At 65.3% G+C, this 26,058-nt stretch carries 21 protein-coding genes; 10 read left to right on the forward strand and 11 right to left on the reverse strand.

The features are described 5' to 3' along the window. Positions 1-272: 272 nt before the first annotated feature. From mfd to B3H64_RS06715, 5 genes are all read right to left on the reverse strand, one after another. Entirely contained in the window at positions 273-3,767 is a 3,495-nt protein-coding gene (gene mfd / locus B3H64_RS06695; protein WP_286733946.1) for a transcription-repair coupling factor, read from the reverse strand. Positions 3,768-3,907: 140 nt separating this feature from the next. Then, a complete protein-coding gene (gene pth, locus B3H64_RS06700) occupies positions 3,908-4,507 on the reverse strand; it encodes an aminoacyl-tRNA hydrolase (RefSeq protein WP_286733952.1) in 600 nt (199 codons plus the stop codon). Positions 4,508-4,579: 72 nt separating this feature from the next. Continuing rightward, complete coding sequence (locus B3H64_RS06705) at positions 4,580-5,539, reverse strand: ribose-phosphate pyrophosphokinase (protein ID WP_050617552.1); 960 nt, start codon at positions 5,537-5,539, stop codon at positions 4,580-4,582. A gap of 61 nt (positions 5,540-5,600) precedes the next feature. Then, positions 5,601-6,803 carry a UDP-N-acetylglucosamine diphosphorylase gene (locus B3H64_RS06710; RefSeq protein WP_286733956.1) on the reverse strand — a complete coding sequence of 401 codons (1,203 nt, stop codon included), beginning with the start codon at positions 6,801-6,803 and terminating at the stop codon, positions 5,601-5,603. A gap of 167 nt (positions 6,804-6,970) precedes the next feature. Further along, positions 6,971-7,465, reverse strand: a complete 495-nt coding sequence (locus B3H64_RS06715; protein ID WP_050617554.1) for an HD domain-containing protein — start codon at positions 7,463-7,465, stop codon at positions 6,971-6,973. 197 nt (positions 7,466-7,662) lie between these two features. Here B3H64_RS06715 and B3H64_RS06720 point away from each other — a divergent pair, with 197 nt between their 5' ends. The 5 genes from B3H64_RS06720 to B3H64_RS06740 all read left to right on the forward strand — a co-directional run bounded on the left by B3H64_RS06720 (position 7,663) and on the right by B3H64_RS06740 (position 15,211). Continuing rightward, a complete protein-coding gene (locus B3H64_RS06720) occupies positions 7,663-8,037 on the forward strand; it encodes a GntR family transcriptional regulator (protein WP_050617555.1) in 375 nt (124 codons plus the stop codon). Then, positions 8,034-8,936 (forward strand): ABC transporter ATP-binding protein, encoded by a 903-nt coding sequence (locus tag B3H64_RS06725; RefSeq protein ID WP_050617556.1) that lies wholly within the window; start codon positions 8,034-8,036, stop codon positions 8,934-8,936. The genes B3H64_RS06720 and B3H64_RS06725 overlap by 4 nt, the downstream gene beginning before the upstream one ends. Then, complete coding sequence (locus B3H64_RS06730; RefSeq protein WP_286733961.1) at positions 8,911-10,947, forward strand: hypothetical protein; 2,037 nt, start codon at positions 8,911-8,913, stop codon at positions 10,945-10,947. The genes B3H64_RS06725 and B3H64_RS06730 overlap by 26 nt, the downstream gene beginning before the upstream one ends. A 160-nt stretch (positions 10,948-11,107) precedes the next feature. Further along, positions 11,108-12,376, forward strand: coding sequence for a peptidylprolyl isomerase (locus B3H64_RS06735; RefSeq protein ID WP_286733964.1), 1,269 nt, complete (start codon positions 11,108-11,110; stop codon positions 12,374-12,376). Positions 12,377-12,532: 156 nt separating this feature from the next. Continuing rightward, positions 12,533-15,211 (forward strand): calcium-translocating P-type ATPase, PMCA-type, encoded by a 2,679-nt coding sequence (locus B3H64_RS06740; RefSeq protein WP_286733967.1) that lies wholly within the window; start codon positions 12,533-12,535, stop codon positions 15,209-15,211. On the opposite strand, the gene B3H64_RS06745 is transcribed toward B3H64_RS06740, so the two are convergent. Next, on the reverse strand, positions 15,208-15,441 hold the full coding sequence (locus tag B3H64_RS06745) for a sporulation initiation factor Spo0A C-terminal domain-containing protein (protein ID WP_238073105.1): 234 nt from the start codon (positions 15,439-15,441) through the stop codon (positions 15,208-15,210). The genes B3H64_RS06740 and B3H64_RS06745 overlap by 4 nt on opposite strands. Positions 15,442-15,562: 121 nt before the next feature. Between B3H64_RS06745 and B3H64_RS06750 the strand changes: the two genes are divergently transcribed. After that, positions 15,563-15,730, forward strand: a complete 168-nt coding sequence (locus B3H64_RS06750; protein WP_154666638.1) for a toxin-antitoxin system HicB family antitoxin — start codon at positions 15,563-15,565, stop codon at positions 15,728-15,730. Positions 15,731-15,817: 87 nt separating this feature from the next. Here the strand turns inward: B3H64_RS06750 and B3H64_RS06755 are convergent, their stop codons facing one another. Further along, positions 15,818-16,117, reverse strand: coding sequence for a GNAT family N-acetyltransferase (locus B3H64_RS06755; RefSeq protein ID WP_349676166.1), 300 nt, complete (start codon positions 16,115-16,117; stop codon positions 15,818-15,820). A 180-nt stretch (positions 16,118-16,297) separates the two neighbouring features. Further along, complete coding sequence (locus tag B3H64_RS06760; RefSeq protein ID WP_050617561.1) at positions 16,298-17,233, reverse strand: phosphate acyltransferase; 936 nt, start codon at positions 17,231-17,233, stop codon at positions 16,298-16,300. A gap of 182 nt (positions 17,234-17,415) precedes the next feature. Here B3H64_RS06760 and B3H64_RS06765 point away from each other — a divergent pair, with 182 nt between their 5' ends. Further along, positions 17,416-18,684 (forward strand): hypothetical protein, encoded by a 1,269-nt coding sequence (locus B3H64_RS06765; protein WP_286733973.1) that lies wholly within the window; start codon positions 17,416-17,418, stop codon positions 18,682-18,684. Positions 18,685-18,740: 56 nt separating this feature from the next. Here the strand turns inward: B3H64_RS06765 and B3H64_RS06770 are convergent, their stop codons facing one another. The 3 genes from B3H64_RS06770 to B3H64_RS06780 form a co-directional block, all read right to left on the reverse strand. After that, a complete protein-coding gene (locus B3H64_RS06770) occupies positions 18,741-19,526 on the reverse strand; it encodes a F420-0--gamma-glutamyl ligase (RefSeq protein WP_242853681.1) in 786 nt (261 codons plus the stop codon). 144 nt (positions 19,527-19,670) lie between these two features. Continuing rightward, positions 19,671-21,056, reverse strand: a complete 1,386-nt coding sequence (gene gltA, locus B3H64_RS06775) for an NADPH-dependent glutamate synthase (protein WP_050617564.1) — start codon at positions 21,054-21,056, stop codon at positions 19,671-19,673. Between the two features lie 4 nt (positions 21,057-21,060). After that, on the reverse strand, positions 21,061-21,912 hold the full coding sequence (locus B3H64_RS06780; RefSeq protein WP_050617565.1) for a sulfide/dihydroorotate dehydrogenase-like FAD/NAD-binding protein: 852 nt from the start codon (positions 21,910-21,912) through the stop codon (positions 21,061-21,063). A gap of 219 nt (positions 21,913-22,131) precedes the next feature. On the opposite strand from B3H64_RS06780, the gene B3H64_RS06785 reads away from it, so the two are divergent. The 3 genes from B3H64_RS06785 to B3H64_RS06795 all read left to right on the forward strand — a co-directional run bounded on the left by B3H64_RS06785 (position 22,132) and on the right by B3H64_RS06795 (position 25,936). After that, positions 22,132-23,649 (forward strand): spore germination protein, encoded by a 1,518-nt coding sequence (locus B3H64_RS06785; RefSeq protein ID WP_050617566.1) that lies wholly within the window; start codon positions 22,132-22,134, stop codon positions 23,647-23,649. Further along, positions 23,646-24,785 (forward strand): Ger(x)C family spore germination C-terminal domain-containing protein, encoded by a 1,140-nt coding sequence (locus tag B3H64_RS06790; protein WP_050617567.1) that lies wholly within the window; start codon positions 23,646-23,648, stop codon positions 24,783-24,785. Before B3H64_RS06785 ends, B3H64_RS06790 begins: the two co-directional genes overlap by 4 nt. Positions 24,786-24,850: 65 nt before the next feature. Beyond that, positions 24,851-25,936, forward strand: coding sequence for a GerAB/ArcD/ProY family transporter (locus B3H64_RS06795; RefSeq protein WP_278320003.1), 1,086 nt, complete (start codon positions 24,851-24,853; stop codon positions 25,934-25,936). Positions 25,937-26,058: the final 122 nt, after the last annotated feature.

A 26,058-nucleotide genomic window follows, 5' to 3' on the forward strand; every position in this document is an offset into this window, starting at 1 on the left:
ACCAATCTGAGAAAAAACGTCCGATTTGCAAGGGGTCTGGACGTTTCAACCAATAGGGAAGAATTCACCCAATGGTTAAAAAAGGCGCTTTTTACAAAAAAGTGCGCAAAAAATTTTTCTTGACAGGGGGAAAAGACGGTGCGCCCGGGCTGAAAAAGGGGTCTCAGCCCCCCCAGGAAGGGAGGGCAAAAAAACGACGGAGGACCGGAAAAAACGATGCGCTGGACAGAACAAAATTCCTGCCAGCGCAACGAAAAGCGGGAAGAGCGCCCTCAGGGAGCCGCTGCACCGTATTCCTCGATAAGCTTGGACGACAGCTTCACCGGGTCCTCGCCCTTTTTCACCTTGAGGGAGAGGTAGGGCTTGTCGCCCGCCGAGAAGAGCAGCCGGCCCCGGTAGGCGGGACGGCCCGCGATGGCCGACACCCGGGCCAGGTCCGGGTCCCGCAGGGTGAAGTTGAGCCGCTCTCCCCGCTGAGCGATCTCAGTGATGCCGCACTTGGCCGCCGCCGCCCGCAGCAGAGCCACCGAGATCAGGTTGTTCACCGGCCGGGGCGGGTCGCCGTAGCGGTCCACCAGCTCGTCCACCAGGTCGTCCGCCTCCTCCTCGCTGCGGATGCGGGCGATGCGGCGGTACAGGTCCATGCGCTGCTCCGGCGAGGGGACGTAGCGGTCCGGGATGGAGGCTGCCACGGTGAGGTCGGCGGCGCACTCGGCCCGAAGCTCCGGCTTTTCTCCCCGCTCCTCCAGCACCGCCTCCTCCAGCAGCTTCAGGTACATGTCGTAGCCCACGCTCAACAGGAAGCCGGACTGCTCGGGGCCCAGCACGTTGCCCGCTCCGCGGATCTCCAGGTCCCGCATGGCGATCTTGAAGCCGGAGCCGAATTCCGCGAACTCCCGGATGGCACCCAGGCGCTTGGCCGCCACTTCGGTGAGCACCTTGCCCCGGCGGTAGGTCATGTAGGCCGACGCCCGGCGCGCCGACCGGCCCACCCGGCCCCGGATCTGGTGGAGCTGGGCCAGACCCAGGTGGTCGGCGTCCTCAATGATGAGGGTGTTGGCGTTGGGGATGTCGATGCCCGTCTCGATGATGGTGGTGCACACCAGGATGTCCAGATCCCCGTCGGTCATGTGGCTCATCACGTCGGAGAGCTCATCCTGGGTCATCTTGCCATGGCCCACACCGATGCGGGCCTCCGGCAGAAGGGCCTGGATGCGGGCGGCGGTGCGCTCGATGGTCTCCACCCGGTTGTGGAGGTAGTAGACCTGGCCGCCCCGCTCCAGCTCCCGCTTCATGGCGTCGGCCAGCACCCCCCAGTCGTGCTCCAGCACATAGGTCTGCACCGGCAGACGGTCCTGAGGGGGCTCCTCCAGCGTGGACATGTCCCGGATGCCGCTCAGGGCCATGTTCAGCGTGCGGGGAATGGGCGTGGCCGACAGGGTGAGCACGTCCACCTGCTTGCTCAGTTCCTTCAGCTTTTCCTTATGGGCCACCCCGAAGCGCTGCTCCTCGTCCACCACCAGCAGGCCCAGGTCCTTGAATTTCACGTCCTTCTGGAACAGCCGATGGGTGCCGATGAGCAGGTCGATCTTCCCCGCCTGGAGCTTTTGCAGGGTGGCACGCATCTGACCGGCGGTGCGGAACCGGGAGACCACGTCGATCTCCACCGGAAACTTGGCGAAGCGGCGCTTGGCGGTGAGATAGTGCTGCCGGGCCAGGACGGTGGTGGGGGCCAGTATGGCCGCCTGCTTGCCGTCCAGCACGCACTTCATGATGGCCCGGAAGGCCACCTCCGTCTTGCCGTAGCCCACGTCGCCGCACAGGAGCCGGTCCATGGGAGTGGCCTTCTCCATGTCCCGCTTGATCTCCGCGATGCAGCGGAGCTGGTCGTCGGTCTCGGTATACTCAAACTGGTCCTCGAACTCCTTCTGCCAGGGGGAGTCGGGGGAAAAGGCGTAGCCGGGCAGGCGCTGGCGCTCGGCGTAGAGCTGGATCAGCCCCTTGGCCAGGTCGGCCACCGCCTTTTTGGCCCGGGTCTTGGCCTTCTCCCAGTCGGCGCCGCCCAGCTTGGACAGTTTTTTGGCCTCCACGTTCTCGCCCGCGCCGATGTACTTGCTCACCAGGTCCAGTTGGGTGGCCGGGACGTACAGCACGTCCGCCCCGGCGTAGTTGATCTTCACATAGTCCTTCTGCACCCCGTCGGCCGTCATCTTCACCATGCCCACATACCGGCCGATGCCGTGGTGCTCGTGGACCACCAGGTCGCCGGGGGAGAGGTCGGCGTAGGAGTCCAGCTTCTGCCGGTTGGTCTGCTTTTTAGGCCGGGGCTTCCTGGGGGCCGCCGGGCGGCCCTCGGTGAGCACCGCCAGCTTGGCGTCGGGGTACTCGAAGCCCGCCGACAGCCCGCCCACGCAGAGCACCGCCTGGCCCGGGCCGGGCAGGTCGTGGAGGGCAAAGTCCACCGCCGAGCGTACCTTCTCCTCCCGCAGCAGGGACTGGAGGTTTAAGCAGCGCTGCTCCCCCCCGGCCAGCACCACCGCGCCGAAGCCGGCGCCCTGGTAGTGGCGCAGGTCACCGGCGGCGGTCTCCAAGCTGGCCCCGTAGGAGGGGAGCTGCTTGGCCATCACGTCCAGCATCACCCGGGGCCGCAGGGGATAGGACGAGGAGGCAAAGGCATCCAGGAAGCACACCGGGTAGTCGCCCAGGACCCGGCAGAGCTCCTCCATGGTGCGGGCGTACACCGCCAGCTCACCCGATACCTGGCCACCCTCCAAAAGGGTCTTAACATCTTCCTCCAGCCGCCACAGGTAGTGCTTGGCCCGCTCCGCCACCCGGGGGCTCTCGCAGAACAGGACCACCGCGTCCTCGGGCAGATAGTCCGCCGCCGTGGCCATCTGGGGATAGATCAGGGCCAGATAGCGGTCCACCGCCGGAAAGGCCACCCCGGCCTGGAACCGCTCCCGGTCCTCGTTCAGGGTGGCCAGCAGGGCGGGGTGGGAGGGCTTGGACTTCTCGACCCGGGCGATCAGGCCGTCCAGGGCCTCCAGCAGCCCGGGGAAGCCGCCGGGAGCGAACTGGGGCAGCACCTCGGAGGCGGGGAGGATCTCCGCCTCCCGCAGATTTACCGTCCGCCGCTGGCTGGACACATCGAACAGGCCCATGGAGTCGATCTCATCCCCGAAGAACTCCGCCCGCACCGGCCTGTCAAAGGCGGGGGAAAAAACGTCCAGGATGCCGCCCCGCAGGGCAAACTGCCCCACGCCCTCCACCTGCTCGCACCGGGTGTAGCCCGCCGCCGCGAGCCGCTCGGCCAGCTCGGGCAGATCGTGGGACTCCCCCACCCGCAGCATCTGGGCGCACTGGGTCAGCAGGGTGCGGGGCAGGGTGCGCTGGAGCAGGGATTCCACCGTACACACCGTCAGGGGAGACTCCCCCGCCGCCAGCGCCCGCAGCGCCGAAAGCCGCCGGTGCTCCCACTGGCGGGAGACCACGGCGGCGTTGTGAAAGGTGAAGTCCCGGGCGGACAGCCGCCGGACGGCCTGGCCGGTAAAGGCGGTCAGGTCCTCAGCCAGACGGTCGGCCTCGGTCTCGTCGGCGCACAGCAGCACCACCGGGCGGCCCGTCTGCTGCCAGATCCCGGCGGCAAAGTGGGCTCGGTGGACGGCGGACAGGCCGGACACCGCCGCCGGACAGCCCCCCGAGTCGAGAGCTGCCAGCAGGCGGGGGAATTCCGGTACTCCGGAGAGGATCTGGGTGAGTAATTTCATGGCAGCCTCCCATTCTGAAATTGAAAATTAGGAAAAAAGTGACACCAAAAGACCGGATTTTTTCGAAGCGGGGGACTCTGCGGGAGCCGCCTGGGACTGGCGCTGGGCCTGGACGCGGGGCGGGAGCTGGCGGACGGGGATTAGCCGTTATATCGGCTCATGGCCCGGTCGGGGCCCTCCCGGATGAGGCATTCCACCGCGTCCGCCGCGCGCTTCACCGCCGCATCCACCGCCTTCTTGTCCTCCCCCTGGAGCTTGCCCAGCACCCAGTCGGCCATGTCGTAGTCCGGACGGGGCTTTTCCCCTACGCCCACCCGGACCCGGGGAAACTGGTCGGTGCCCAGATGCTGGATCAGGTTTTTCAGCCCGTTGTGGCCCCCCGCGCTGCCCCCCTTCCGGATGCGCAGCCTGCCCGGCGGCAGGGCCACGTCGTCGGATACCACCAGCACCCGCTCCGGCGGCACCTTGTAAAAGGCGGCGGCCTCCCGGGCGGCCTCGCCGGACAGATTCATATAGGTCACCGGCTTCATCAGCAGCACCTTGGCTCCGCCCAGCTCCACCGTGTTGGTGAGGGCGCGGAATTTCAGGCGCTGAACGGGCACGTCCTTGCGGGCGGCGATCTCGTCGGCCACCTGAAAGCCCACGTTGTGGCGGGTGTTCTCATACGGGTCCCCGGGGTTGCCCAGGCAGACCAGCAGCCATTCCACGCCGCCGGAGGAGCGATTCTTGCCAAAAAACATAATTACCTCAATCGAAACGACACAGGGGCGGAGCATCGCTCCGCCCCTGTGCATTGGTGTTGAAAACGGTCCTTAGAGAAAGAGCTTGGAGACAGAGACTTCCTCGTAGATGCGCTCGATGGCCTCGGCAAACATGTGGGCCACGGAGATATATTTGATCTTATCACACTTTACTTCGGGGCGGGCGGGAACGGTGTCGAGGAACACCATCTCCTTGAGGGCGCTTTTCTCGATGCGCTCGATAGCCGGGCCGGAGAGCACGCCGTGGCTGGCGCAGGCGATGACCTCGGTGGCCCCGCCCAGCTCCACCAGAGCCTGGGCCGCGCCGCAGATGGAGCCCGCGGTGTCCACCATGTCGTCGAAGAGGATGACCTTCTTGTCCCGCACGTCGCCGATGATGTTCATGACCTCGGAGGAGTTGGCCTTCTGACGGCGCTTATCCACGATGGCCAGGCCCATCCCCAGCTTCTGGGCAAAGGCCCGGGCCCGGGCCACGGAGCCCACGTCGGGGGAGACCACGATGGTCTCGTCCTCGTGGCCCTCGTACCGCTGGTGGAAATACTGGGTGAAGATGGGGTTGCCCAGCAGATTGTCCACGGGGATGTCGAAAAAGCCCTGGATCTGGGAGGCGTGCAGGTCCATGGTCAGCACCCGGTCGGCCCCGGCGGCCACGATCATGTTGGCCACCAGCTTGGCGGAGATGGGGTCGCGGGGCTTGGCCTTCCGGTCCTGCCGGGCGTAGCCGAAGTAGGGCATCACGGCGGTGATGCGGCCGGCGGAGGCCCGCTTGAACGCGTCGATCATGATGAGCATTTCCATCAGATTGTCGTTGACGGGAGAGCAGGTGGACTGGACCACGAACACGTCGGAGCCGCGAACCGTCTCGTAGATGGAGACGAAGTTCTCCCCATCGGAGAAGGCCCCTACCTCGGCGTTGCCGAGCTGGGTGCCCAGTTCCCGGCAGATATTCTCCGCCAACGCCCGGTTCGAGTTGCCGGAGAATATCTTGATGTCCTTGCCATGTGCGATCATTTCAACATCCCTCACAAATTTTTATAAATTTTCCGCGTCGTCATACAGTCAGCGCGGTTTTTCACTTCTTTCCCCTGGCCCGGCGCCGTTTGGCGGCCCACTGGATTTTGATGGTCTGGGACGAGCGCGCGATGGCCAGCGAGTCGGCCGGCACGTCGTCGGTAATGGTGCTGCCCGCCGCGGTGTAGGCCCCCTCGCCGATCTTCACCGGCGCCACCAGGTTGGTGTTGCAGCCGATGAAGGCCCCGTCCCCGATGGTGGTGCGGAACTTGGCCGTGCCGTCGTAATTCACCGTCACCGTGCCGCAGCCGAAGTTGATGCGCGATCCGGCATCGGTATCCCCTACATAGGTCAGGTGGGAGATCTTGGTGCCGTCCCCCACGGTGGAGTTTTTCAGCTCCACAAAGTCCCCCACCTTCACGTCCCGGCCCACGCGGCAGTTGGGACGGATGTAGGCGAAGGGGCCGATCTTGGTCCCGTCGTCCACGGTGGACGCATTGAGCTGGGAGGCATTCACCGTCACCCGGTCCCCAATGGCGCAGTCGGTGATCATGGTGTTGGGGCCGATCTCACAGTCCCGGCCGATGACGGTCTCCCCCTTCAGGATGGTGCCGGGGAGGATGCGGGTGCCGCCGCCTACGCTGACCCGGGGGCCGATGTAGACGCTGCCCTTGTCCAGAAAGCGGACCGGAGCAGTACCCAGCTCCGATTGCAGCCGGGTGATGGAGGCGTACCGGGCGAAGTCCTGGGCGCTGTCCCAGGTGGGGGCGCAGCGGTCCAGGGGCAGCAGGCCATGGAACAGACCGGGCCGGACGCCGAACACCTTGCCCTCGGCCCGCAGGCTGGTGAGAAAGTCGCCGCCCCCCTCCACCGCGGCGCCCAGCGCGGCGGCGGAGATGGCGTACACGCCGGAGTCCTCGCCCTGGGGCAGATCCCCTCCGCTCAGCCGGGTCGCCCCCTGGTCATCCAAAAAGACAGGACGGGTAAACACGGCCACCGGGCCGCTCAGGCCGGTGAGAAAGGCGGTAAGACGCCGGTTGGCGTCCACCGCGCCGGCAGTGACAAACTCCGTCCCGGCGGGGAAGCAGGCCTCCGCCGCGGCGCGGTCATCGTCGTGGCAGACCACCAGAAAGCGCTCCGCGCCGGCGCGCTCCAGAGCCGCCGAGAGCCACCGGGCCGCCGGGTCGAACAGGATATCCTCCAGCATGAGGGAGGGCAAATCGTCCTCCCGGGGCAGAAATACAATCGCGCCCAAAGATTCCATAAAAGGGACCTCCCATCCCATACGGGCATACGAATTCTTTACAGGATTCATTATAACAAATGGCCCAAGGCTTTGCACCGAAAATTGCAAAAATTTTTCCGCAAAAATGGACAAAAAGACCGCGCCCTTGACAAAAGACGCGGTCAATTTCACAAATGCCGGGGAGATCAGGCGGCGGCCGCCGCCTTGCGCCGCCGCCGGCGGCGCAGATAACGGTACAGACCCACCACCTCCAGCGTGGCGCAGGTCTTGTCGGCCAGGTTGACCACAAAGGATTCCCTGTACCGCGGCATTTTCCGGGCCAGGGGCCACATGTGGGAGATGATGATGTTTTCCTCCTTGGGAGTCAGGGAGCCGCACAGGGCCCAGGCGTTGCTCAGCGCCGCCTTGGGGTGGGCAAAGCACTGGTTGCCCTGGTGGCTGCCGGGCTGGCGGGGGTCATAGAGGTACAGGTCGTGGAGCAGCCCCGCCCGGGCGGCGGTCCTGTAGTCCAGCTTCCACCGGCGGGCCAGCCGGAAGGCCACGTAGGATACGAACACCGAGTGGTCGTAACAGCTCATGCCCGGGTGGTGGCGGATGCTCCGCATGGACTGGACCTCCGGGGAGTCCAGCAGGTCCCGGACGCAGTTCACAAAACAGCGGTAATTGTAGTCATAATACATAGGCAGAGGTCACCAGGTCCTTTACAGAATGTTTTTTCTGCCCATAGTATAGCCCATTGCGCCGGCCTTGTCATGTGATTTTTGATGGAAGATCGAAAATCTTCATAAATCCTTAAGACACTTCCGAGGGAAAATGGGTATCATAACCGTACTAAGACGCTTAGTACAGTTTCATAAAGGAGGATGGGGACAAAGACATGTTGAGTCTGAATTACCGGGATGCCCGGCCCATCTACGAGCAGGTCAAGGACGGCCTGCGGCATCTGGTGGTCACCGGGGCCATCCAGGCCGGCGACAAGCTGCCGTCCGTCCGGGCTTTAGCCAGCTCGCTGGCCATCAATCCCAACACCATCCAGCGGGCTTACGAGGCCCTGGAGCGGGAGGGCTATCTCTGCACCGTGGCGGGGAAGGGCTCCTTCGCCGCCGAGCGGGGCGGCATCAACACCGTCCGGCGGGACGCCCTGCTGCGGCAGTTCGACGCCGCAGCGTCGGAGCTCCTCTTTCTGGGGCTCACCCCCGAGGAGCTGGCCGCCCGGCTTCGGGCGGCCAAGGGAAAGGAGACGCAGGCATGATCGAAGTACAGAACGTGGTCAAGACCTTTGAGGGCTTCCGGGCCCTGGACGGCCTGACCATGACGGTCCCCGATGGGTCCATCTACGGCCTGGTGGGGCCCAACGGCGCGGGCAAGTCCACCATCCTGCGCCACATCACCGGCATCTACCGCCAGGACGAGGGCAAGGTGCTGGTGGCCGGGGAGCCGGTGTACGAAAATCCGGCCGTCAAGGCCCGCATGGCCTCCATCCCCGACGAGCTCTACTATTTCCTCTCCGCCTCCACCCGGGACATGATGCGCTTCTACCGGGGCTTTTACCCCCGCTTTGACCCAAAACGCTATGAGGCGCTGAAAGACATCTTCACTCTGGTGGACGAAAAGCAGCCCATCCGGCGGCTGAGCAAGGGGATGCAGAAGCAGTCCGCCTTCTGGCTGAGTCTGTGCTGCCGGCCCGATCTGCTGGTGCTGGACGAGCCGGTGGACGGGCTGGACCCGGTGATGCGCCGTCAGGTGTGGAGCCTGCTCATGTCCGACGTGGCCGAGCACGGCACCACCGTGCTGGTCTCCTCCCACAACCTGCGGGAGCTGGAGGACGTGTGCGACCACGTGGGCATCCTCTCCCACGGCAGAGTGCTGGTGGAGCGGGGGCTCTCCGACCTCCAGGAGAACGTGGTCAAGATGCAGGTGGTCTTTCAGGAAAAGGAGCTGCCCAAGCTGCCCGACGACCTGGAGGTCCTCCACGTGTCCCAGGTGGGGCGCATCCATACCCTCATCATCCGGGGCAACGCCACCGAGGTCACCAACCGCCTGGCCGTCTACGCCCCCATCCTGATGGACGCCCTGCCCCTCACCCTGGAGGAGATCTTTATCTATGAGCTGGGAGGTGAGGACTATGAAGTCCGCGACATCGTCCTCTAAGAGCTGGTTCTACCCCACGCTCTGGAAGAAAAACATGGCCCGGTTCTGGCCCGTATGGGCCCTGTACGGGCTGGTCTGGCTCGTGGCCCTGCCGCTGAACCTGATGACCAACTACCGGGGCGGCGGAAGCTGGAGCGGACTGGACGAGGGGGCCAACCACTTCGCCAACTACACTGTGCTGGAGTATGCCGGGGAACTGAGCGTGATCCTGTCGGTGGGCTTCGCCATCCTCGCCGCCATGGCGGTGTTCTCTTACCTGTATCAGAGCCGCAGCGTGGGGATGCTCCACGCCCTGCCGGTGAAGCGGGAGGGGCTGTTCCTCACCAACTATCTGTCCGGACTCAGCTTCCTGCTGCTGCCCGCCGTCGCAGTCTTCGGGCTTGCCCTGCTGGCCGAGGCGGCCAAGGGCTGCCTCAACGCCGGGGCCCTGGGCCTGTGGCTGGGCTGCCAGGTGTGCTACGCTTTGTTCTTCTACTCCTTCGCCGTCTTCTGCGCCATGTTCACCGGCCACATCCTGGCCCTGCCCGCCTTCTACGCCATTCTCAACGGCCTGGCCACCGGGCTCTACGTGCTCGTCAGCGCGGTGCTGCGGCAGTTCGTCTTCGGCTTCTCCGGCATCGACGGGGTGGAGCGGGCAGCCTTGTGGCTGACCCCCGTGGCCAAGCTGATCGACAAGGTGGGGGCCACCCAGGAGTGGGATGAGGCTGGGGCGGTGGTCCTGGCCATCCGGTTCCAAGGGTTCGGCTATGCCCTGGTCTACGCCCTGGCCGGGCTGGTGCTGGCGGTCCTGGCCCTGTGCCTCTACCGCCGCCGTTCGCTGGAGACCGCCGGCGACGTGGTGGCGGTGAGCTGGGTGCGACCCATCTTCAAGTACGGCGTGGGTCTGTGCGCCGGCCTGGCCTTCGGCTCGGTGCTGTACGCCTGGCTGGGCTGGAACCTGCCCCAGGGGGCCTGGACCCTGCTGCTGTTCATGCTCCTGTGCGGCGCCATGGGCTACTTTGTGGCGGAGATGCTGCTGCAGAAGGCCTTCTGGGTCTTTAAGGGCTCCTGGAAGGGGTGCGTCCTCCTGCTGTGCGCCATGACCGCCGCCACCGCCGTCATGGAGCTGGACCTGACGGGCTTCGAGCGCCGGGTCCCCGACCCGGACCGGGTAGTCTCCCTCACCCTGTACGGACCCTACACCGCCCCCAACGACGACGGCAGGTCTGTGGGGCTGGACACCAGCGACCCGGAGCTCATCCGGCTGGTCACCGAGCTCCACCGGGCCGTGGTGGAGGAAAAGGACGCCGTTGACAGAGATCGGAGCGACTTCGACGGCTGGTACGGCGACGTCACCCTGGCCGACGGCACCGTGCTGCGGGACATACAGAAGGCCGACTCGGTCCAGCTCCGGATCTCCTACGATCTGGACACCGGGGCCCAGGTGCGGCGGCGCTACGACGACCTGTTCCTCACTGCCGACATGCTCGCCGACCCGGACTCCGCCGCGGCCAGGCTCCAGGCGCTCATCAACCGGCCGGAGGTGACCTGGTACGGCTACTTCCCCGCGGACATCAGCGGCTGGAGGCTGGTAGACGCCTACCTGACGGTGACGGACGACGGCCGGCAGTGGGCTGAAAACGCGGAAAAGTACGGCGAGGAATACGCCGACCGCTACGCCGAGGAGGTCCAGGCGGGCCGGGCGGCCGTCCCGCAGGAGGGCTGGGACGACCTGCTGGCCGCCTTGCAGTCCGACCTGAAGGCGGGCCGCATCGGCCGGCGCTATCTGCTGGACGACGCCCAGCGGCAGACCAACTGCTACTACAACGATCTGGAGCTGACCTTCTATGTGCCGGAGGGCCAAGCGGCCGGGGCGGAAACGGCTTTGGCGGCCGACTCCACCCAGCGGGCCAACCGGGAGAGGACCCGCTCCGTGACCATCACCGTACAGAAAACCGCCACCGACACCCTGGCGGTGCTGGAGCGGCTGGGCCTGGCCGGCGCGCTGGTGCTCCGGGCGGATCTGCCATGATGCCCCAGGGGCCGCGCCTTCCGGCGCGGCCCCTCTTTCGTGAAATTTCCTTGAACGGGGTGTAAACATGACGGGATTCCCGTTGTGTTTGGGGACAAAAGGTGGTATGATAAAAGCCGTGTTCCCGAAGATTTGGGACCCTATTTAAGGAGAGAATGCAATGAGATTTGGAAAAAAGCTGCTGAGTGCAGCCGCCGCCGGCGCGCTGCTGGTCACCGCCCTTACGGGCTGCGGAGGCGGACAGGGGAGCTCCCCGAAGCCCTCCGTCACGCTGCCCGACGGCGTCCCCGCCGACGTGATCCAGGAGACCATCGGCATGGCTCGGGATACGGCGGTGGCCACCGTCAACGGCCGGGAGATCACGGCCGAGGAGCTGCTCTACTGGGTGGCCTATTCCGCCGACCAGGTGATGCAGATGAACCAGTATTACGGCGGCGGCGACATCAACTGGGACCAGGAGCTGGAGGGGGTGCCCACCCGGGACTACGTCCTCAACAACGCCCTGGAGACCGCCAAGCTCTACGAGGTGGTATGGCAGAAGGCCGAGGAGCAGGACTGCGGCCTCACCGACGAGGACAAGGCCGACTACGACGCACAGGTGGCCGAGCTGAAGAGCCAGCTCGAGGCCTCCGGCACCAGTGGGGACGCCGAGAGCGAGTACCTGCGCTGGCTGGCCTTCATCGGCATCTCCGGCGAGACCTTCGACATGGTCAACCAGACCCCTTACATCTACGGCCACCTGAAGGATAAGCTCTTCGGCGGCGACGGCCTCACCGCCGAGGCCATGGGCCAGTGGCTGGAAGACAACGGCGTGGTCCGGGCCAAGCACATCCTGATCGCCGCCGAGCCCACCAAGGACGCCGACGGCAACGTCACCGACGACGGCATGGCCGCCGCCCTGGAGAAGGCCAACGAGATCCGGGCCCAGCTCAAGGCCGCTGGGGACACCGAAGAGAAGTTCGACGCGCTCATGGCCGCCAACACGTCCGATGTGAGCTCCACCGGCGCGGTCAACAACCCCGACGGCTACGTCTTTGACGCCTCCGGCGCCCTGCTGGACGGCAGCGGCTCCCTGGTCACGGAGTTCACCCAGGGCGCGGCAGCCCTCGCCGTGGGCGAGATCAGCGACCCCGTCCAGAGCACCTACGGCTATCACATCCTGCTGCGGCTGGACGCCGATACCGCCGACACCCGGAACCAGTACACCACAGCCAAGATGAACGAGCAGTCCGACCAGTGGATGGAGGAGGCCCAGGTGGAGAAGACCGCCGCCTTCGACCAGCTCAATGCCGAGAGCTTCTACACCGCCCTGGTGGACCTGCGCGCCGAGATGACCGCCGCCGCCCAGCCCGAGCCCGCCGAGACCACGCCCACCGAGTCCGGCAGCCCGGAGGCCGCAGCGACCCCCAGCGCCACGCCGGCGGGATAACCCCCGAGGGATTGCTCCAAGGAGGCACAGCCTATGCTGTGCCTCCTTGTTTTATGCCTGTAATCGTCCGTCACCATTCCCTTGTATCCCGGACAAGCGGGGGGCTATACTGGGCCGTACCAAGGATGGACAAGGGATAAGAAGGGAAGGATACCTATGAGCGCATGGCACACCAAGCCCGCCGTCCAGGTGCTGGACGAGCTGGGCTCCGACCGCCGCCGGGGCCTGAGCCAGGCCGAGGCCCAGCGGCGGCTGGAGCAATACGGGCCCAACGAGCTGGAGCACCAGGAGGGGGAGGGCTTTTTTGACCGGTTTTTGGGCCAGATGAAGGACCCCATGATCCTGGTGCTGCTCTCCGCCGCCGCCCTGTCCCTCTGGGCCAGCGGGGGAGAGGACTGGATCGACGCCGTCATCATTCTGGTCATCGTGGTGGTCAACGCCCTCATCTCCATCTCCCAGGAGGACAACGCCCAAAAAGCCCTGGAGGCCCTGCGGAAGATGTCCGCCCCCATGGCCAAGGCCGTGCGGGACGGCAGAAACGTCCGGGTGGAGAGCGCCCGGCTGGTCCCCGGCGACCTCATCCGGCTGGAGGCCGGGGACCTGGTCCCCGCCGACGCCCGGGTCCTGGAGTGCGCCAACCTGAAGGCCGACGAGTCGGCCATGACCGGGGAGTCGGCGCCGGTATCCAAGGCCCCCGCCGACCGCCTGCCCCCAGACACCCCCCTGGCCGACCGGAGCAACATGGTCATCGCCGCCACCGTCATCACCTCCGGCCGGTGCACCGCAGTGATCACCGGCACCGGCATGAACACCGAGGTGGGGCGCATCGCCGGACTTCTCATGGACGAGGAGACCGCCGCCACCCCCCTCCAGCGGAAGATGGCCGAGATCTCCAAGACCCTCTCCTTTGTCTGCCTGTGCGTCTGCGCCGTCATGTTCGGGGTGGGACTCCTCCAGGGCAAGGAGATTTTGGACATGTTCATGACCGCCGTCTCCCTGGCAGTGGCCGCCATTCCCGAGGGCCTGCCCGCCATCGTCACCATCGTGCTGGCCCTGGGGGTGCAGCGCATGGCGCGCCGCAACGCCATCGTCAAGCGGCTCCCCGCCGTGGAGACCCTGGGCTGCGCCGGGGTCATCTGCTCCGACAAGACCGGCACCCTCACCCAGAACCGGATGACGGTGGTGGACGTGTGGACGGCGGGAAAGAAGCACCGGGCGCAGACCCTCACCATCGCCGCGCTGTGCAACGACGCGGTGCTGTCCTTCTCTCCGTCCGGGGAGGTGCTGGCCGCCGGGGACCCCACCGAAACCGCTCTGGTCCGGGCCGCCTGGCAGGAGGGCATCGACAAAAACGCCCTGGAGCGGGAGTCGCCCCGCCGGGGCGAGCTGCCCTTTGACTCGGAGCGCAAGCTCATGTCCACCGTCCACCCCCTGCCCGGCGGCGGAGTACGGGTGATGGTGAAGGGAGCCCCCGACGTGCTGCTGCGCCGGTGCAAAAAGGCGCTGGGGACGGCGGGGACGGCGGAGCTCACCCCCGCCCTCAGCCGGCAAATCGCCGCCGCCAACGAGAATATGGCCTCTCGGGCCCTGCGGGTACTGGGGACCGCCTTCAAGGACCTGCCCGCGCCGCCGGCCGCCCTGGACGCCGACACCCTGGAGCAGGGACTTACCTTCGCCGGGCTCGTCGGCATGATCGACCCGCCCCGGCCGGAGGTGCGGGGGGCGGTGGAAAAGTGCTTTGCCGCCGGCATCCGACCCATTATGATCACCGGCGACCACAGGCTGACGGCGGTGGCCATCGCCCGGGAGCTGGGTATCTGCCGGGAGGGAGACCTGGCCATCACCGGAGAGGATCTGGACTTCATGCCCCAGGAAATGCTGGAGCGGGAGGTGGAGAAGTTCGCGGTCTACGCCCGGGTGTCCCCCGAGCACAAGATGCGCATCGTCAGGGCCTGGCAGCGCCGGGGCAAGGTGGTGGCCATGACCGGCGACGGGGTCAACGACGCCCCCGCCCTCAAGGCCGCCGACATCGGCTGCGCCATGGGGGTCGCCGGCACCGACGTGGCCAAGGGGGCCGCCGACATGATCCTCACCGACGACAACTTCGCCACCATCGTCTCCGCCGTGGCCGAGGGCCGGGGCATCTACGCCAACATCAAAAAGGCCATCCACTATCTGCTTAGCTGCAACATCGGGGAGATCCTCACCATCTTCTTCGCCACGGTGCTGGATTTCCGGCAGATGCCTCTGGTGCCGGTGCAGCTCCTGTGGCTCAACCTCGTCACCGACTCCCTGCCTGCCCTGGCCCTGGGGGTGGAGCCGGTGGAGGAAGGGGTCATGGACCAGCCGCCCCGCAACGCCCACGAAAGCCTCTTTACCGGGGGCTTTGCCTTCCGGCTGGCCTGGCAGGGGCTCATGGTGGGGGGGCTCACCCTCACCGCCTACATGCTGGGAGAGCACGTGCTGGCCCCCCTGCGACAGGCCGACGGCGTGGCCAACACCATGGCCTTCGCCACGCTGACCCTCTGCCAGCTCTTCCACGCCTTCGACGTGCGCAGCGAACACCACTCCCTGTTCCAAATCGGGGTGTTCTCCAATAAGGCCATGAACAGAGCCTTTCTGGCGGGCCTGGCCATGCAGCTAGCGGTGCTGTGCTTCCCGCCGCTGATGCTGGTCTTCGACACCGTGCCCATGGACGCGGCCGAATGGCTGTGCGTGCTGGCCCTGGCGGTGGCCCCAGTGGCGGTGTGCGAGCTGGAAAAGAGGGTGAGGAGAAAACAGCCCGGACGGGATGACAGGAGAGGCATCCCCAACGGGGTGAAGGGGCATACTTAGGTCATGCGCTCGGCAAGGACAGAGATAAACTCCCGGACGGTGGGCCGCCGCTCGAACCGGTCGAACGGGGGCGGTCGCCGGCTCTGGGGCAGAGAGCCGGAGTGGGCCCAGGCGGACTGGAGGGCGGCATCCAGGTCGGCCTCGACCCGCTCCGGCGTGGTATGATTTTGATGGGCGATGATGGCCAGGAGATTTTGATATCGGGCTTCTGAGATCAGGTGGATGTCCATACGCTCCCTCCCATAAAGCATTCAACCAAATGACATACAAAGTATAACAAAATCAGACAAAGACAGTCAACACATTTGAGATACATCGTTATACAATGTATAGCAAATGGAGGCAGGAGATATGGCAAAAACGGACACCCAGATCAGTTGCAGAGTGACCCATGAATTTAAGGCCCGCCTGGAGGCCCAAGCGGCCCGGGAGCGCCGCAGCGTTTCCAATCTCATCATCAAGATTCTCAGCGATTATCTGGAAGCGGCCGAGGCGGAGGAAACCCAGGAGGAGAAATAGAACTCCTTGCACGGAGTCCCGGCACGGGCGCGGGGGTTGCGCGGGTGCGCAGAAAGAGGCCGGAGGAGCGAGCTCCTCCGGCCTCGGTCAGTTGTCGATCCAATACCGATGGATGGGGACACCGTCCTCATCCAGAGTCTCATGTTCAAGCCTGCCGCCGCCGGACCGGATGACCTTTTGCGAGGGGATGTTGCTGGCGTCGCAGGTTATGAGCACCCTCCGGATGCCCATCTCCTTCATCTTTTGCAGCGCCAGCGCCAGAATCCGCGTTCCATACCCCTTTCCGCGGTGGGCGGGCGCGATGCCGTATGCCAGATGACCGCCGTCGATGAGGTTGGTGTGATTGAGATAATGCCGGATGGAGGCGGCCCCCGCAGGCGCGCCAATTGCGCATCATGGCGTCAAAGGCCGCCCCGTCGGCCTGCTGGGGAAGCGCCAGGTAACAGGTAAGGTCCACAGTATCCCTCCTAAGATTCCGACTTCTTCGGCTACCGGGCGGCCTCGGGGAGCCTTGCCCCGCACCCAAAAACTGCCCGGACCGAAAGGTCCGGGCAGTTTGCAGTCCCCTCATTCCGCGGACCGATTCTTTTTCCGCCATGCGTCCAGCACGGCGCAGAACACCAGAGAGAGGTAGGTCTCCTCCTCGTTGGCACTGCGGCTGGTCAGCGCGATGGGCACCTTGGCCCCCACCACCGCGCCGCAGGTCACCGCGTGGGCGTGGATGAGCCAGCTCTTCACCAGTGTATTGGCCGTGGAAAGGTCGGGGGCGATGATGCCGTCAAACCCACCGCCGCTCCAGGGACAGTCGTAGTCCTTCAGCCGGGCGGCCTCCTTGCTCAGGATCAGATCGTAGGCGATGGGGCCCCACAGTTCGCAGTCGGCAAAGGGCCGCTGCTTCTGCTCGGCCACCAGGCGCTGGGCCTCAATGGTGTCGGGCATGTGGAAGGTCACGTTCTCCACCAGGGCCAGCAGGGCCAGCTTGGGGTTCTCATAGCCGAAGGCCTTCAGCGCGTCGGCGGTGTTCCGGATGATGGCCTTCTTCTGGGTCAGGTTGGGGTTGATGATGACCGTCATATCGGACAGAGCCAGCAGCTTGGGGTACTCCGGCAGGGAGGCCAGAGACACATGACTCATCAGCCGGTCGGTCCGCAGGCCGTTTTTGCCGTCCAGCACCGGCATCAGAAACTCCCGGGTGGGCATATTGCCCCGCATCAGCACGTCGCCGTCGCCGGAATGAATGATGTCGATGGCGGCCTGGGTGACGTTGTGTCCCGGAGGTGTATCCACCATGGTATAGGGCTCCTTGTCCAGCCCCAGCCGCTCCAGCACGGTCATGGTACGGGCCCGGTCGCCCACCAGCACCGGCTGCACCAACCCCTTCTCCTGCGCGGCAAAAATGCCCTTGAGCATGTTTTCGCCGTCAGAACCGGCCAGGATCACACGCATGGGACGGGACATCTTGGGGACCCGCTCTAAAATCTGATCAAAGTTCTGCAGTTCCATAAAATCATCTCCGCTTCCTGCGCGCCCGCTTCAGGACGGGCAGACGCCAAAATCACCTTCAGTATAGCCCAAATCCCGTGGAAAGACAAGGCGCAAACGCAAAAAGTGCGTTTTATCGGCGAGAGGGGGGCTTCTAACGGTCGAAAACGTATGCTATACTAAAAAGAAAAGGGAGGTGTGACATGCGCAATCCAAACAATGTATGGCCGGCAGTACTGGGCGTCTGCCTGTTCTGTCTGGTTCTGGCCGCGGGTATGCGATTCTCCTTCTTGCGTTCGCCGGCGCTCTATCTGGCGGGGTATCTGAACCAGACAGCCCTGAAGACCGACCGTCAGGAGCCGACACCGGAAGCGACGCCTGCGTCTTCGCCGGAGCCGGCCTGGATGGACTATGTGGAGCTGATGCGCTATCCCAGCGCCCATCGGGGAGAGCAGGTGCGCATCGTGGGCCGGATTGGTCGGATGGACTCTCAGGCCATCTATTTTGTAGATCGGCTCAACTACTACGTGTGTCAGGAAGAAGAGGGCCGCGCGGACAGGCTGAAAATCTATCCGGAGGATCTGCCGGAGGATTGCCGGATCGGCGACTATGTGGCGGTGGAGGGTCAATGGAACCTAGGGATACACCACCCGTATCTGTCCAAAGGACGCATTCTGTTTTCCGGACAGGAGGCGCGGGAACGGGCACAGGCGGAAGCGGAGGCCTGGAAGACCGCCCGCCTGAAGCAAGCGGCGGACATTCCTCTGACGGATTACCTCCTTCTGCAGGAGCAGGCGGAGGAACTGGAAGAGAAGGATTCCTATTATGTCCGCACGGCGGTGGTGATCGCCAAGCGGGTCTACTCCTCCGGGGAAAGCTGGAGCAGCGACCGCTTCTCCGTCCGGAACGAGCGAAACGGGGCGGAATTGGGCACGGTAACGCTGACGGGAAATCTGCCGGAGGTCCTGGCCGCCTGTCAGGACGGGGAGAGCGTGATCGTAAGCGGGCTCCTGATGCGGAACAGAGATATCTTTTGCTTGGAGGACTGTTTCGTAGAGGAAGTCGGCGGAGCGGCCAAGGAGGAGACTGACCGGCTGGCGGCGGTCCACCGGGAGGCGTATGCGGCGGAACGGGCGGCCTATCTCGCGTCCTGCGTTCCATTTGACTACCAGACCATGGTGCGCCGTCCGGAGGAGTTTCGGGACACGCCCGTGGTCCTGAAAGGGCGCGTGACCGAACTGTCGGACGGAGATCCGCTGGGAGCCTCGTTGATCCTGAAGCTGGAGGGGAGCGGACGGCAGGCAGAGATTTATTACGGCGGCGGGGCCCTGGATGACCCCCGTATTTTGCAGGGGGACCGCTTCACGGCCTATGGGACGCTCCGGGATGTATCCTATCAGGAGCAGGAGGATGGGAGCAAGCTGGAGCTGCCTTACATCCGCGCGGAATACGCCGACTGGGGCGAGGAATAAAACGGGAGCGGACGAATCCGTCCGCTCCCGTACCTGTTAAGCGGAAGTGCGTTGGCTCACGCCTCGCCGCCGGCGGTGGTTACCGTCTTGGGGTCCAGCTCCACGGTCTGGACCCGGGCGGCCTCGCAGGCCTCCACCTCTTCCGCGGCGATGGGCCGGATGAGGATGAAGGGGGTGCACTGGGCGGACTGGCCTGCCGGATTGTCCCGGATCATGCCCAGCAGATCGGCCTCGGGCTCCTCCAGCGCCTGGGCCTTGCCCAGAAGGTCCCGGGTCAGGTCGTTGGCGTCCACGATCATGGCCTTTACCCCGGTGGCGGCGTAAATCTCGTCGCAGACCCCGGAGGAATTCTCCGGGATGCGGATGCCAAACTGACCGTACACGTCGAACACGTGGTCATAGAAACCGTCCAGGCCGGTGATCTCCTGGCCCACCATGTCGTAGAAAATGCCGTGCTTGCCGAAGAGCTTGCCCACGCCGGCGCAGATCGCCGCCCAGATGACCTTCAGGGTCCCGCAGTGGTCGATGGCAAACTGCATCTTCCAGGGGCTGTCCACACCAATGCCCGCCTCGGAGTGCATGGCGAACTTGCTGAGGAACCTGGCCAGCCAGCTCAGGCGCATGTCCTTCTTATATACCACCCGCTTCTGGCACAGGGCGACAATCTTTTCGCTGATGGAGAGGATGTCCCCCTCCTGATAGAGGGGGGCCACGTACCGCTTCACCAGGTCGATGTAGTTCTCGCCGATCTGGACGAAGTGGGTCTGGATGGCGTTGCGGGCGAAATAGCGGTCTCCCACCTGGATGGTGACGTTTTTGCTGTCGTTTACCTGAAATTGCATGTTCGGGACCCCTTTATCTTCATATGTAAGGTGTTTATCGTCGATAACGGGTTTTAGTATATCCTATTCAGTGGGAAAATCAACCCTTATTTCGGAAAAAACGGCCGCGCCGCTGTTCGGGCGGCGCGGCCGGGGGAAAGAAGCTTATTTGCTCAGGGCTTGGTGGATGGCGGCGGCGGCCTTTTTGCCGGCGCCCATGGCCAGGATGACGGTGGCGGCGCCGGTGACGGCGTCGCCGCCGGCATAGACCCCGTCCCGGGTGGTCTGCATGGTCTCCTCGTTGACGATGAGGCAGCCCTTCCGGTTGGTCTCCAGGCCGGGAGTGGTGGAGCGGATCAGGGGGTTGGGCGTGGTGCCCAGGCTCATGATTACCGTGTCTACGTCCAGCACGAACGCGCTGTCCGGGACCTCCACCGGGCGGCGGCGGCCGGACTCGTCCGGCTCGCCCAGTTCCATGCGGATGCACTCCATCCCCGCCACGGCCCCCTTGCCGTCGGACAGGATGCGCCGGGGATTGTTGAGCAGGTGGAATTCAATGCCCTCCTCTTTGGCGTGGTGGACCTCCTCCACACGGGCCGGCATCTCCGCCTCGCTGCGGCGGTAGACCACATAGACGTGCTCCGCACCCAGCCGCTTGGCGCACCGGGCGGCGTCCATGGCCACGTTGCCGCCGCCCACCACGGCCACGGACTTGCTCTTCTTGATGGGGGTGTCGTACTCCTCCCGGTAGGCCTTCATCAGGTTCACCCGGGTCAGATACTCGTTGGCCGAGTACACCCCGCTCAGGGTCTCGCCGGGGATGTCCATGAACATGGGCAGGCCCGCGCCGGAGCCCACAAACACCGCCCGGTAGCCCATCTCAAACAGCTCGTCGATGGTGATGGTCTTGCCGATGACGGTGTCCAGGTCCAGCTCTACCCCCAGGTCCAGAATGCCCTCCACCTCGTGCTGGACGATCTCCTTGGGCAGGCGGAACTGGGGGATGCCGTACACCAGCACGCCGCCGGCGGTGTGGAAGGCCTCGAAGATGGAGACCTGGTAGCCCAGCTTGCCCAGGTCGGACGCGCAGGTCAGCCCGGCAGGGCCGGAGCCCACCACCGCCACCTTGACGCCGTTGGACGCCGGCTTTTCCGGCTTCGCATGCACGTTGTTCCGGTACCAGTCGGCCACGAACCGCTCCAGTCGGCCGATGGCCACCGGCTCCCCCTTCTTGCCCCGGACGCACAGGCTCTCGCACTGGCTCTCCTGGGGGCAGACCCGGCCGGACACGGCGGGCAGACCGTTGGTTTGATGGATGATCTCATAGGCCGCCTGGAAGTCCCCCTCCGCCACCTTGGCGATGAATTCGGGGATCTGGATGTTCACCGGGCAGCCCGCCACACAGGCCGGCTTTTTGCACTGGAGGCAGCGCCCTGCTTCCTCCACCGCCATCTCGGGGGTATAGCCCAGGTTGACCTCTTCAAAATTGTGATTGCGCACGTTGGGGTCCTGCTCGGGGACCGGTACCTTGGTCGGGCTCAGGTTCGCCATGTCCTCACACCCCTTCCTTCCACTGCTGGAGACGGCACAGATGGCTCTGCTTCGTCTCTGCCTCCCGCTCCCGGTAGGCCCCGTTGCGGGTGATCAGCTCGTCGAAGTCCACCTGGTGGCCGTCGAAGTCCGGACCGTCCACGCAGGCGAATTTCACCTGGCCCCCCACGCTCACCCGGCAGCCGCCGCACATGCCGGTGCCGTCGATCATGATGGGGTTCAGGCTCACCAGGGTCTTGATACCATAGGGCTCCGTGGTCTTGCACACGAACTTCATCATGATGATGGGCCCGATGGCGATGACCAGGTCATAGCTGGCCCCGCCGTCAATCAGGCTCTTCAGCTTATCGGTCACCAGGCCCTTTTCTCCGTATGTACCGTCGTCGGTGGTGAGGTAGAAGCGGTCGCAGTTGGCCTTAAACTCATCCTCCAGGATGACGATGTCCCTGGATCGGAACCCGGCGATCACGTCCACCTGCACCCCCCGGGCGTGGAGGGCCTTGGCCTGGGGGAAGGCGATGGCGCAGCCCACGCCGCCGCCGATGACCGCCACCCGCTTCACATCCGGCTCCACCTCGGTGGCCGTGCCCAGCGGGCCCACAAAGTCCAGAATGTCGTCCCCCGCCTCCAGGCCGTCCAGCAGCTCGGTGGTCAGGCCCACCTTCTGGAAGATGATGGTGACGGTGCCCGCCGCCCGGTCGTAGTCCGCAATGGTCAGGGGGATACGCTCTCCCTTTTCATCCACCCGCAGAATGACGAACTGCCCCGGCTGCGCCTTTTTGGCGATTAACGGCGCCTCCACGTCCATCCGCGTGACGGTGGGGTTGAGTCTCTCTTTTCGTATGATCTTCGCCATTTCAGGTAAAGCCTCCTGTCTCCGCCGGAGCTTCCCGACTCCGGGCGAAATTGATGCTCCAATCCACAACATCTACATTATACTCCCGGGGCCTAACATTGTCTATGGGGAGCTAAATCATTTTCAGGATTTTTGGACCACTTCACAATTGGCCCGCCCCTTTGGCGGGTATATTTTCCGGGCGCCCGGAGAAAATACCCGGGAAAGGAGGCCGGACCCATGGGCTTTTTTGGACGGGAGAAGATTCCCGTGCCGCCCCATCCGCGCCGGGAGCCCCGGATCGACCTGCCCCTGTGCCTGGAGAGCCTGGAGCAGGTCTTTGACGGCTGCGTGGACTTCTCCCACCGGGCGGTGGACCTGGGGGGCGACCCGGCAAAGAAGCTCACCCTGTGCTACATCGGCGGCATGGTCCGCATGGAGCGGGTAAGCGACTATGTGCTGCGGCCCCTGGCCCAGGACAAGGCCCTGGCTGTGGGGAACCTGGCCGGCGCCATCGGGCGCATCCGGGACGGCGCCCTCTACAACCTGAGCGTGGAGGAGCGGACCACCATGGACGAGGCGGTGTTTGACCTCATCGGCGGAAACTGCCTGCTGCTCTTTCCCGGGGAATCCGTCTGCCTCTCCTTCAATACCGGCACTGAGGAGAAGCGCTCTGTCTCCGAGCCGGAGAACGAGCCGCCCCTCAAAGGGCCCCGGGACTCCTTCGTGGAGTCCATTCGGACCAATACCTCCCTGGTCCGCCGCCGCCTGCGCGCTCCCAGCCTGAAGATCAAGGAGCTGCTGGTGGGCCGCCAGACCGTCACCCCGGTGGACATCCTGTGGATCGAGGGGCTGACCAATCCGGAGCTGGTGAAGGCGGTGGAGCAGCGCATCGACGCCATCGACATCGACGCCCTCATCGCCACCGGAAACCTGGAGGAGTATATCGTGGACGACCTGCACACCCCCTTCCCCCTGGTGGCCACCACAGAGCGGCCCGACCGCTTCACCGCCGGGGTGGTGGAGGGACGGGTGGGCATCCTGGTGGACGGTCTGCCCCTGGGGTGGCTGGTCCCCGGCACCATCAGCCAGTTCTTCAAGACCCCCCAGGACAAGGCCCAGAGCTGGATGGTGGCCTCCATGCTGACGGTGCTGCGCTACCTGTGCATGCTGACCACCCTGTTCCTGCCCGCCCTCTATATCGCCGCCGTCACCTTCCACCCCGAGATGCTCCCCACCAAGCTCACCCTCTCCATCATCGCCGCCAAGCAGGACGTGCCCTTCACCTCCATCTTTGAGGTGCTCATCCTGCTCATCGCCTTTGAGATCATCCAGGAGGCGGGGCTGCGCCTGCCAGGCTCCATCGGACAGACCGTGTCCATCCTGGGCGGGCTGGTGGTGGGTTCCGCCGCCGTGGAGGCCCGCATCGTCTCCCCCGCAGTCCTCATCGTGGTGGCCATCGCCGGCATCGCCGGGTATACCATGCCCTCCCAGGACCTGGCCGGCGCCCTGCGCCTGTGGCGGTTCCTGCTGGCCCTCTGCGCCAGCGTGGGCGGGCTGTTCGGCATCGCAGCGGGCGCGGCGGCGCTGGTGTTCCATCTGGCGGGCATCGAGAGCTTCGGCGTGGCCTACCTGACCCCCTTCGCCGCCAACGCCGGGGAGCAGGTGGAGGGCCGGACCGTCCTGCGCCAGCCCCTGCCCAAGGCCAAGCTGCGGGAGGCCGCCCTCAAGATCCGGAACAGGAGGAATCAGAAGTGAGTCGAGCCCAATGGCTGCTGCTGGCGGCCGCGGCCTGCGCCGCCCTCACCGGCTGCGCCCCCCTGGACGCCCTGCCCTACGCCTACGAGATTGAGGACACCGTCCTGCTGCGGACTCTGGGGGTGGACGTGGCCACCCAGCGCCTGGACGGCGTGGCGGTCACCGCCTCCAGCGGCGAGCGGCCCGCCGTGGGGGATTCTCCCGGCCAGGCCGGCGTGGTCCTCTCCGCTCAGGCGGACACCGTCAGCGCCGCCCGGACCATGATGCAGAGCTACGGCAAGGACGAGCTGTTCTTTGGCGACGTGGAGCAGGTGGTGGTGGGGGAGGGCCTGGCCCAACGGGGCCTGGACGACCTGCTGGCCCTGATGGCCCGGGACCCGGAGCTGCGGCTGGAGGCCCGACTCTGGGTGGTGCGGGGAGGCAGCGCTTCCGATGTGCTCTTCGGGGGGGAGGAGAGCGGCGGCGTGGACGACCGGCTGGACGCCATGGAGTCTAACGCCGATCAGGGTGCCGCCACCTTGCCCCGTACCGCCCGGGAGGCCCTGGTGGACCTGGCCCGGAGCGGGACCACCTTCCTGCCTGCACTGGCCCAGGGGCCCTCCCGGCCCGGCGACGGGGCGGAGGGGGACACGACGGTCAGCACCGCCGGGTACGCCCTCTTCCGGGATGGGGCCCTGTGCGGCTGGGCGGCGGGAGAAGAGGCTCATGGGATCCATCTCCTGCTGGGGCGGGCCGACGGCGGACTGCTGGAGTGCGCCGCGCCGGACGGCGCCCGGGTGGCCCTGCTCCTCACCGGCGTGCGGACCGGCTATACGCCGATTTTCCGGGGCGGCGCACTCGCCGGGCTGGAGGTAAAGTGCAAGGTGGAGGCCCGCCTGGCTGAGGTCCGGGGCGGAGATGCCCTGAGCCGGGAAGAGCTGGCCTGGCTGGAGGCGGAGACGGCCCGCCTCTGCCGCACGCGCATGGAGACAGCCCTCTCCCACAGCCGGGCGCTGGAGGCCGATTACCTCAACCTGCGGCAGCGCGCCGCCCTGTCCGCCCCATGGCGCAAGGATGAGCTGGAGCAGGACTGGGAGGAGGGCTTTCCGGGCCTGGCCTTCACAGTGAATGTGCAGGTCAAGGTGGCCGGAGGCTAGGCCCCGCTGCAAAGGGGCCCGGAGAGTGATAAATAAGGAGGTGGTCGCTTCTGGACCGCGATAAAATATCCGTCCGGCAGGTGCTGGTCCTGCTCTTTACTGCCCTGCTGTCCCCCATGGTGCGGGCTCTGCCCACCTGGACGGCGGCCACGGCGGGGGAGGGGGCCTGGCTGACCGGACTGCTGGCCTTCCCCGTGCTGCTGGCCATGGGGTGGATCTTCCGCGGGCTGTTCCACGCGGCCCCGGCGGACAGCGGACTGGCCCAGATCTTTCAGACGGTGCTGGGGAAGGTCCTGGGCGGAGGGCTTACTATTATATATGGTATATGGGCCCTCTTCCTGCTCTGCCTCCAGGCCCGGCTCTACGGGGAGCGCATGCTGGCCACCGGATACCGAAACGCTTCGGTCACGGTGTTCCTGGCCGTGCTGCTGGCGCTGGTGCTCTGGATGGGGCGGAAAAAGCTCTCAGCCTTCACCCGGGCGACCGAGGTGTTCTATCTGGCTCTGGCCCTGGCCCTGGGGCTGGTGCTGGCCGTCTCCATCCAGGACCTGACGCCGGAAAACGTGCTGCCGGTTTGGGTCTCCGACCTGCCCGGTGCCGCCGCAGCCACCCTGGTGCCCCTAGGCGTGGCCGGAGCGGGAGTCTTTATGGCCTTTTTGGGCGGGCAGATCACGGTGGTGGAGGGGGACCGCCGGCGCTGCGTGCGGTGGCTGGCCGCAGGCTGCCTGGTCATGGCGGCCCTTCAGTTCGCCGTGCTGGGCCAACTGGGCCCCGATCTGTCCGCACAACTGGAGGAGCCCTTCTTCGAGGTAGCGCGGGGCGTGGGCATAAACGGAGCCTTCCAGCGGGTGGAGTCGGTGGTGGTCGCCCTGTGGGCGTTCAGCGATCTGGCGCTGCTGGGACTTTTGGTCTTTGCCTGCCGGAATATGTCGGAGACACTTTGGGGCGAGCAGGGGCGAAAGTGGTCGGTCCCCGTCGTGGTGGCGCTTACCTTTCTGGGGGCTGTCTTTCTGTTCCCGGACGATTTTACCGCCCAAAGGGCGGCCTCCGAGGGAGTGCTGTTTGGCAATCTGCTGTTGGGATTTGGCGTCCCGGCCCTTCTGCGCCTTGTTCAAAAGGTCAAACGGGCCGGTGGACGGGCACATATATAGTGGTCGTAACGAAATGAAAAGAGCAGATCTTGTTGCGTAAAGTTTATGAGAAAAAGTGACGCAAAAAATGAAAAAAGGTGTTGACAGGAGGGCGCGGATTTGGTATATTAATCGAGCGCCTC

It is taken from the genome of Intestinimonas sp. UBA1698, assembly GCF_002320075.1.
GTDB lineage: Bacteria > Bacillota > Clostridia > Oscillospirales > Oscillospiraceae > Intestinimonas > Intestinimonas massiliensis.

Bases quoted from the DNA above. Each gene is read 5' to 3' on its own strand.
- B3H64_RS06710 (WP_286733956.1), bottom strand. From the start codon at position 6,803: ATGGAATCTTTGGGCGCGATTGTATTTCTGCCCCGGGAGGACGATTTG.
- pth (WP_286733952.1), bottom strand. From the start codon at position 4,507: ATGTTTTTTGGCAAGAATCGCTCCTCCGGCGGCGTGGAATGGCTGCTG.
- B3H64_RS06785 (WP_050617566.1), top strand. From the start codon at position 22,132: ATGGGCTTTTTTGGACGGGAGAAGATTCCCGTGCCGCCCCATCCGCGC.
- B3H64_RS06750 (WP_154666638.1), top strand. From the start codon at position 15,563: ATGGCAAAAACGGACACCCAGATCAGTTGCAGAGTGACCCATGAATTT.
- B3H64_RS06740 (WP_286733967.1), top strand. From the start codon at position 12,533: ATGAGCGCATGGCACACCAAGCCCGCCGTCCAGGTGCTGGACGAGCTG.
- B3H64_RS06705 (WP_050617552.1), bottom strand. From the start codon at position 5,539: ATGATCGCACATGGCAAGGACATCAAGATATTCTCCGGCAACTCGAAC.
- B3H64_RS06765 (WP_286733973.1), top strand. From the start codon at position 17,416: ATGCGCAATCCAAACAATGTATGGCCGGCAGTACTGGGCGTCTGCCTG.
- B3H64_RS06735 (WP_286733964.1), top strand. From the start codon at position 11,108: ATGAGATTTGGAAAAAAGCTGCTGAGTGCAGCCGCCGCCGGCGCGCTG.
- B3H64_RS06770 (WP_242853681.1), bottom strand. From the start codon at position 19,526: ATGCAATTTCAGGTAAACGACAGCAAAAACGTCACCATCCAGGTGGGA.
- B3H64_RS06715 (WP_050617554.1), bottom strand. From the start codon at position 7,465: ATGTATTATGACTACAATTACCGCTGTTTTGTGAACTGCGTCCGGGAC.
- B3H64_RS06745 (WP_238073105.1), bottom strand. From the start codon at position 15,441: ATGGACATCCACCTGATCTCAGAAGCCCGATATCAAAATCTCCTGGCC.
- B3H64_RS06760 (WP_050617561.1), bottom strand. From the start codon at position 17,233: ATGGAACTGCAGAACTTTGATCAGATTTTAGAGCGGGTCCCCAAGATG.
- B3H64_RS06780 (WP_050617565.1), bottom strand. From the start codon at position 21,912: ATGGCGAAGATCATACGAAAAGAGAGACTCAACCCCACCGTCACGCGG.
- gltA (WP_050617564.1), bottom strand. From the start codon at position 21,056: ATGGCGAACCTGAGCCCGACCAAGGTACCGGTCCCCGAGCAGGACCCC.
- B3H64_RS06725 (WP_050617556.1), top strand. From the start codon at position 8,034: ATGATCGAAGTACAGAACGTGGTCAAGACCTTTGAGGGCTTCCGGGCC.
- B3H64_RS06730 (WP_286733961.1), top strand. From the start codon at position 8,911: ATGAAGTCCGCGACATCGTCCTCTAAGAGCTGGTTCTACCCCACGCTC.
- B3H64_RS06720 (WP_050617555.1), top strand. From the start codon at position 7,663: ATGTTGAGTCTGAATTACCGGGATGCCCGGCCCATCTACGAGCAGGTC.
- mfd (WP_286733946.1), bottom strand. From the start codon at position 3,767: ATGAAATTACTCACCCAGATCCTCTCCGGAGTACCGGAATTCCCCCGC.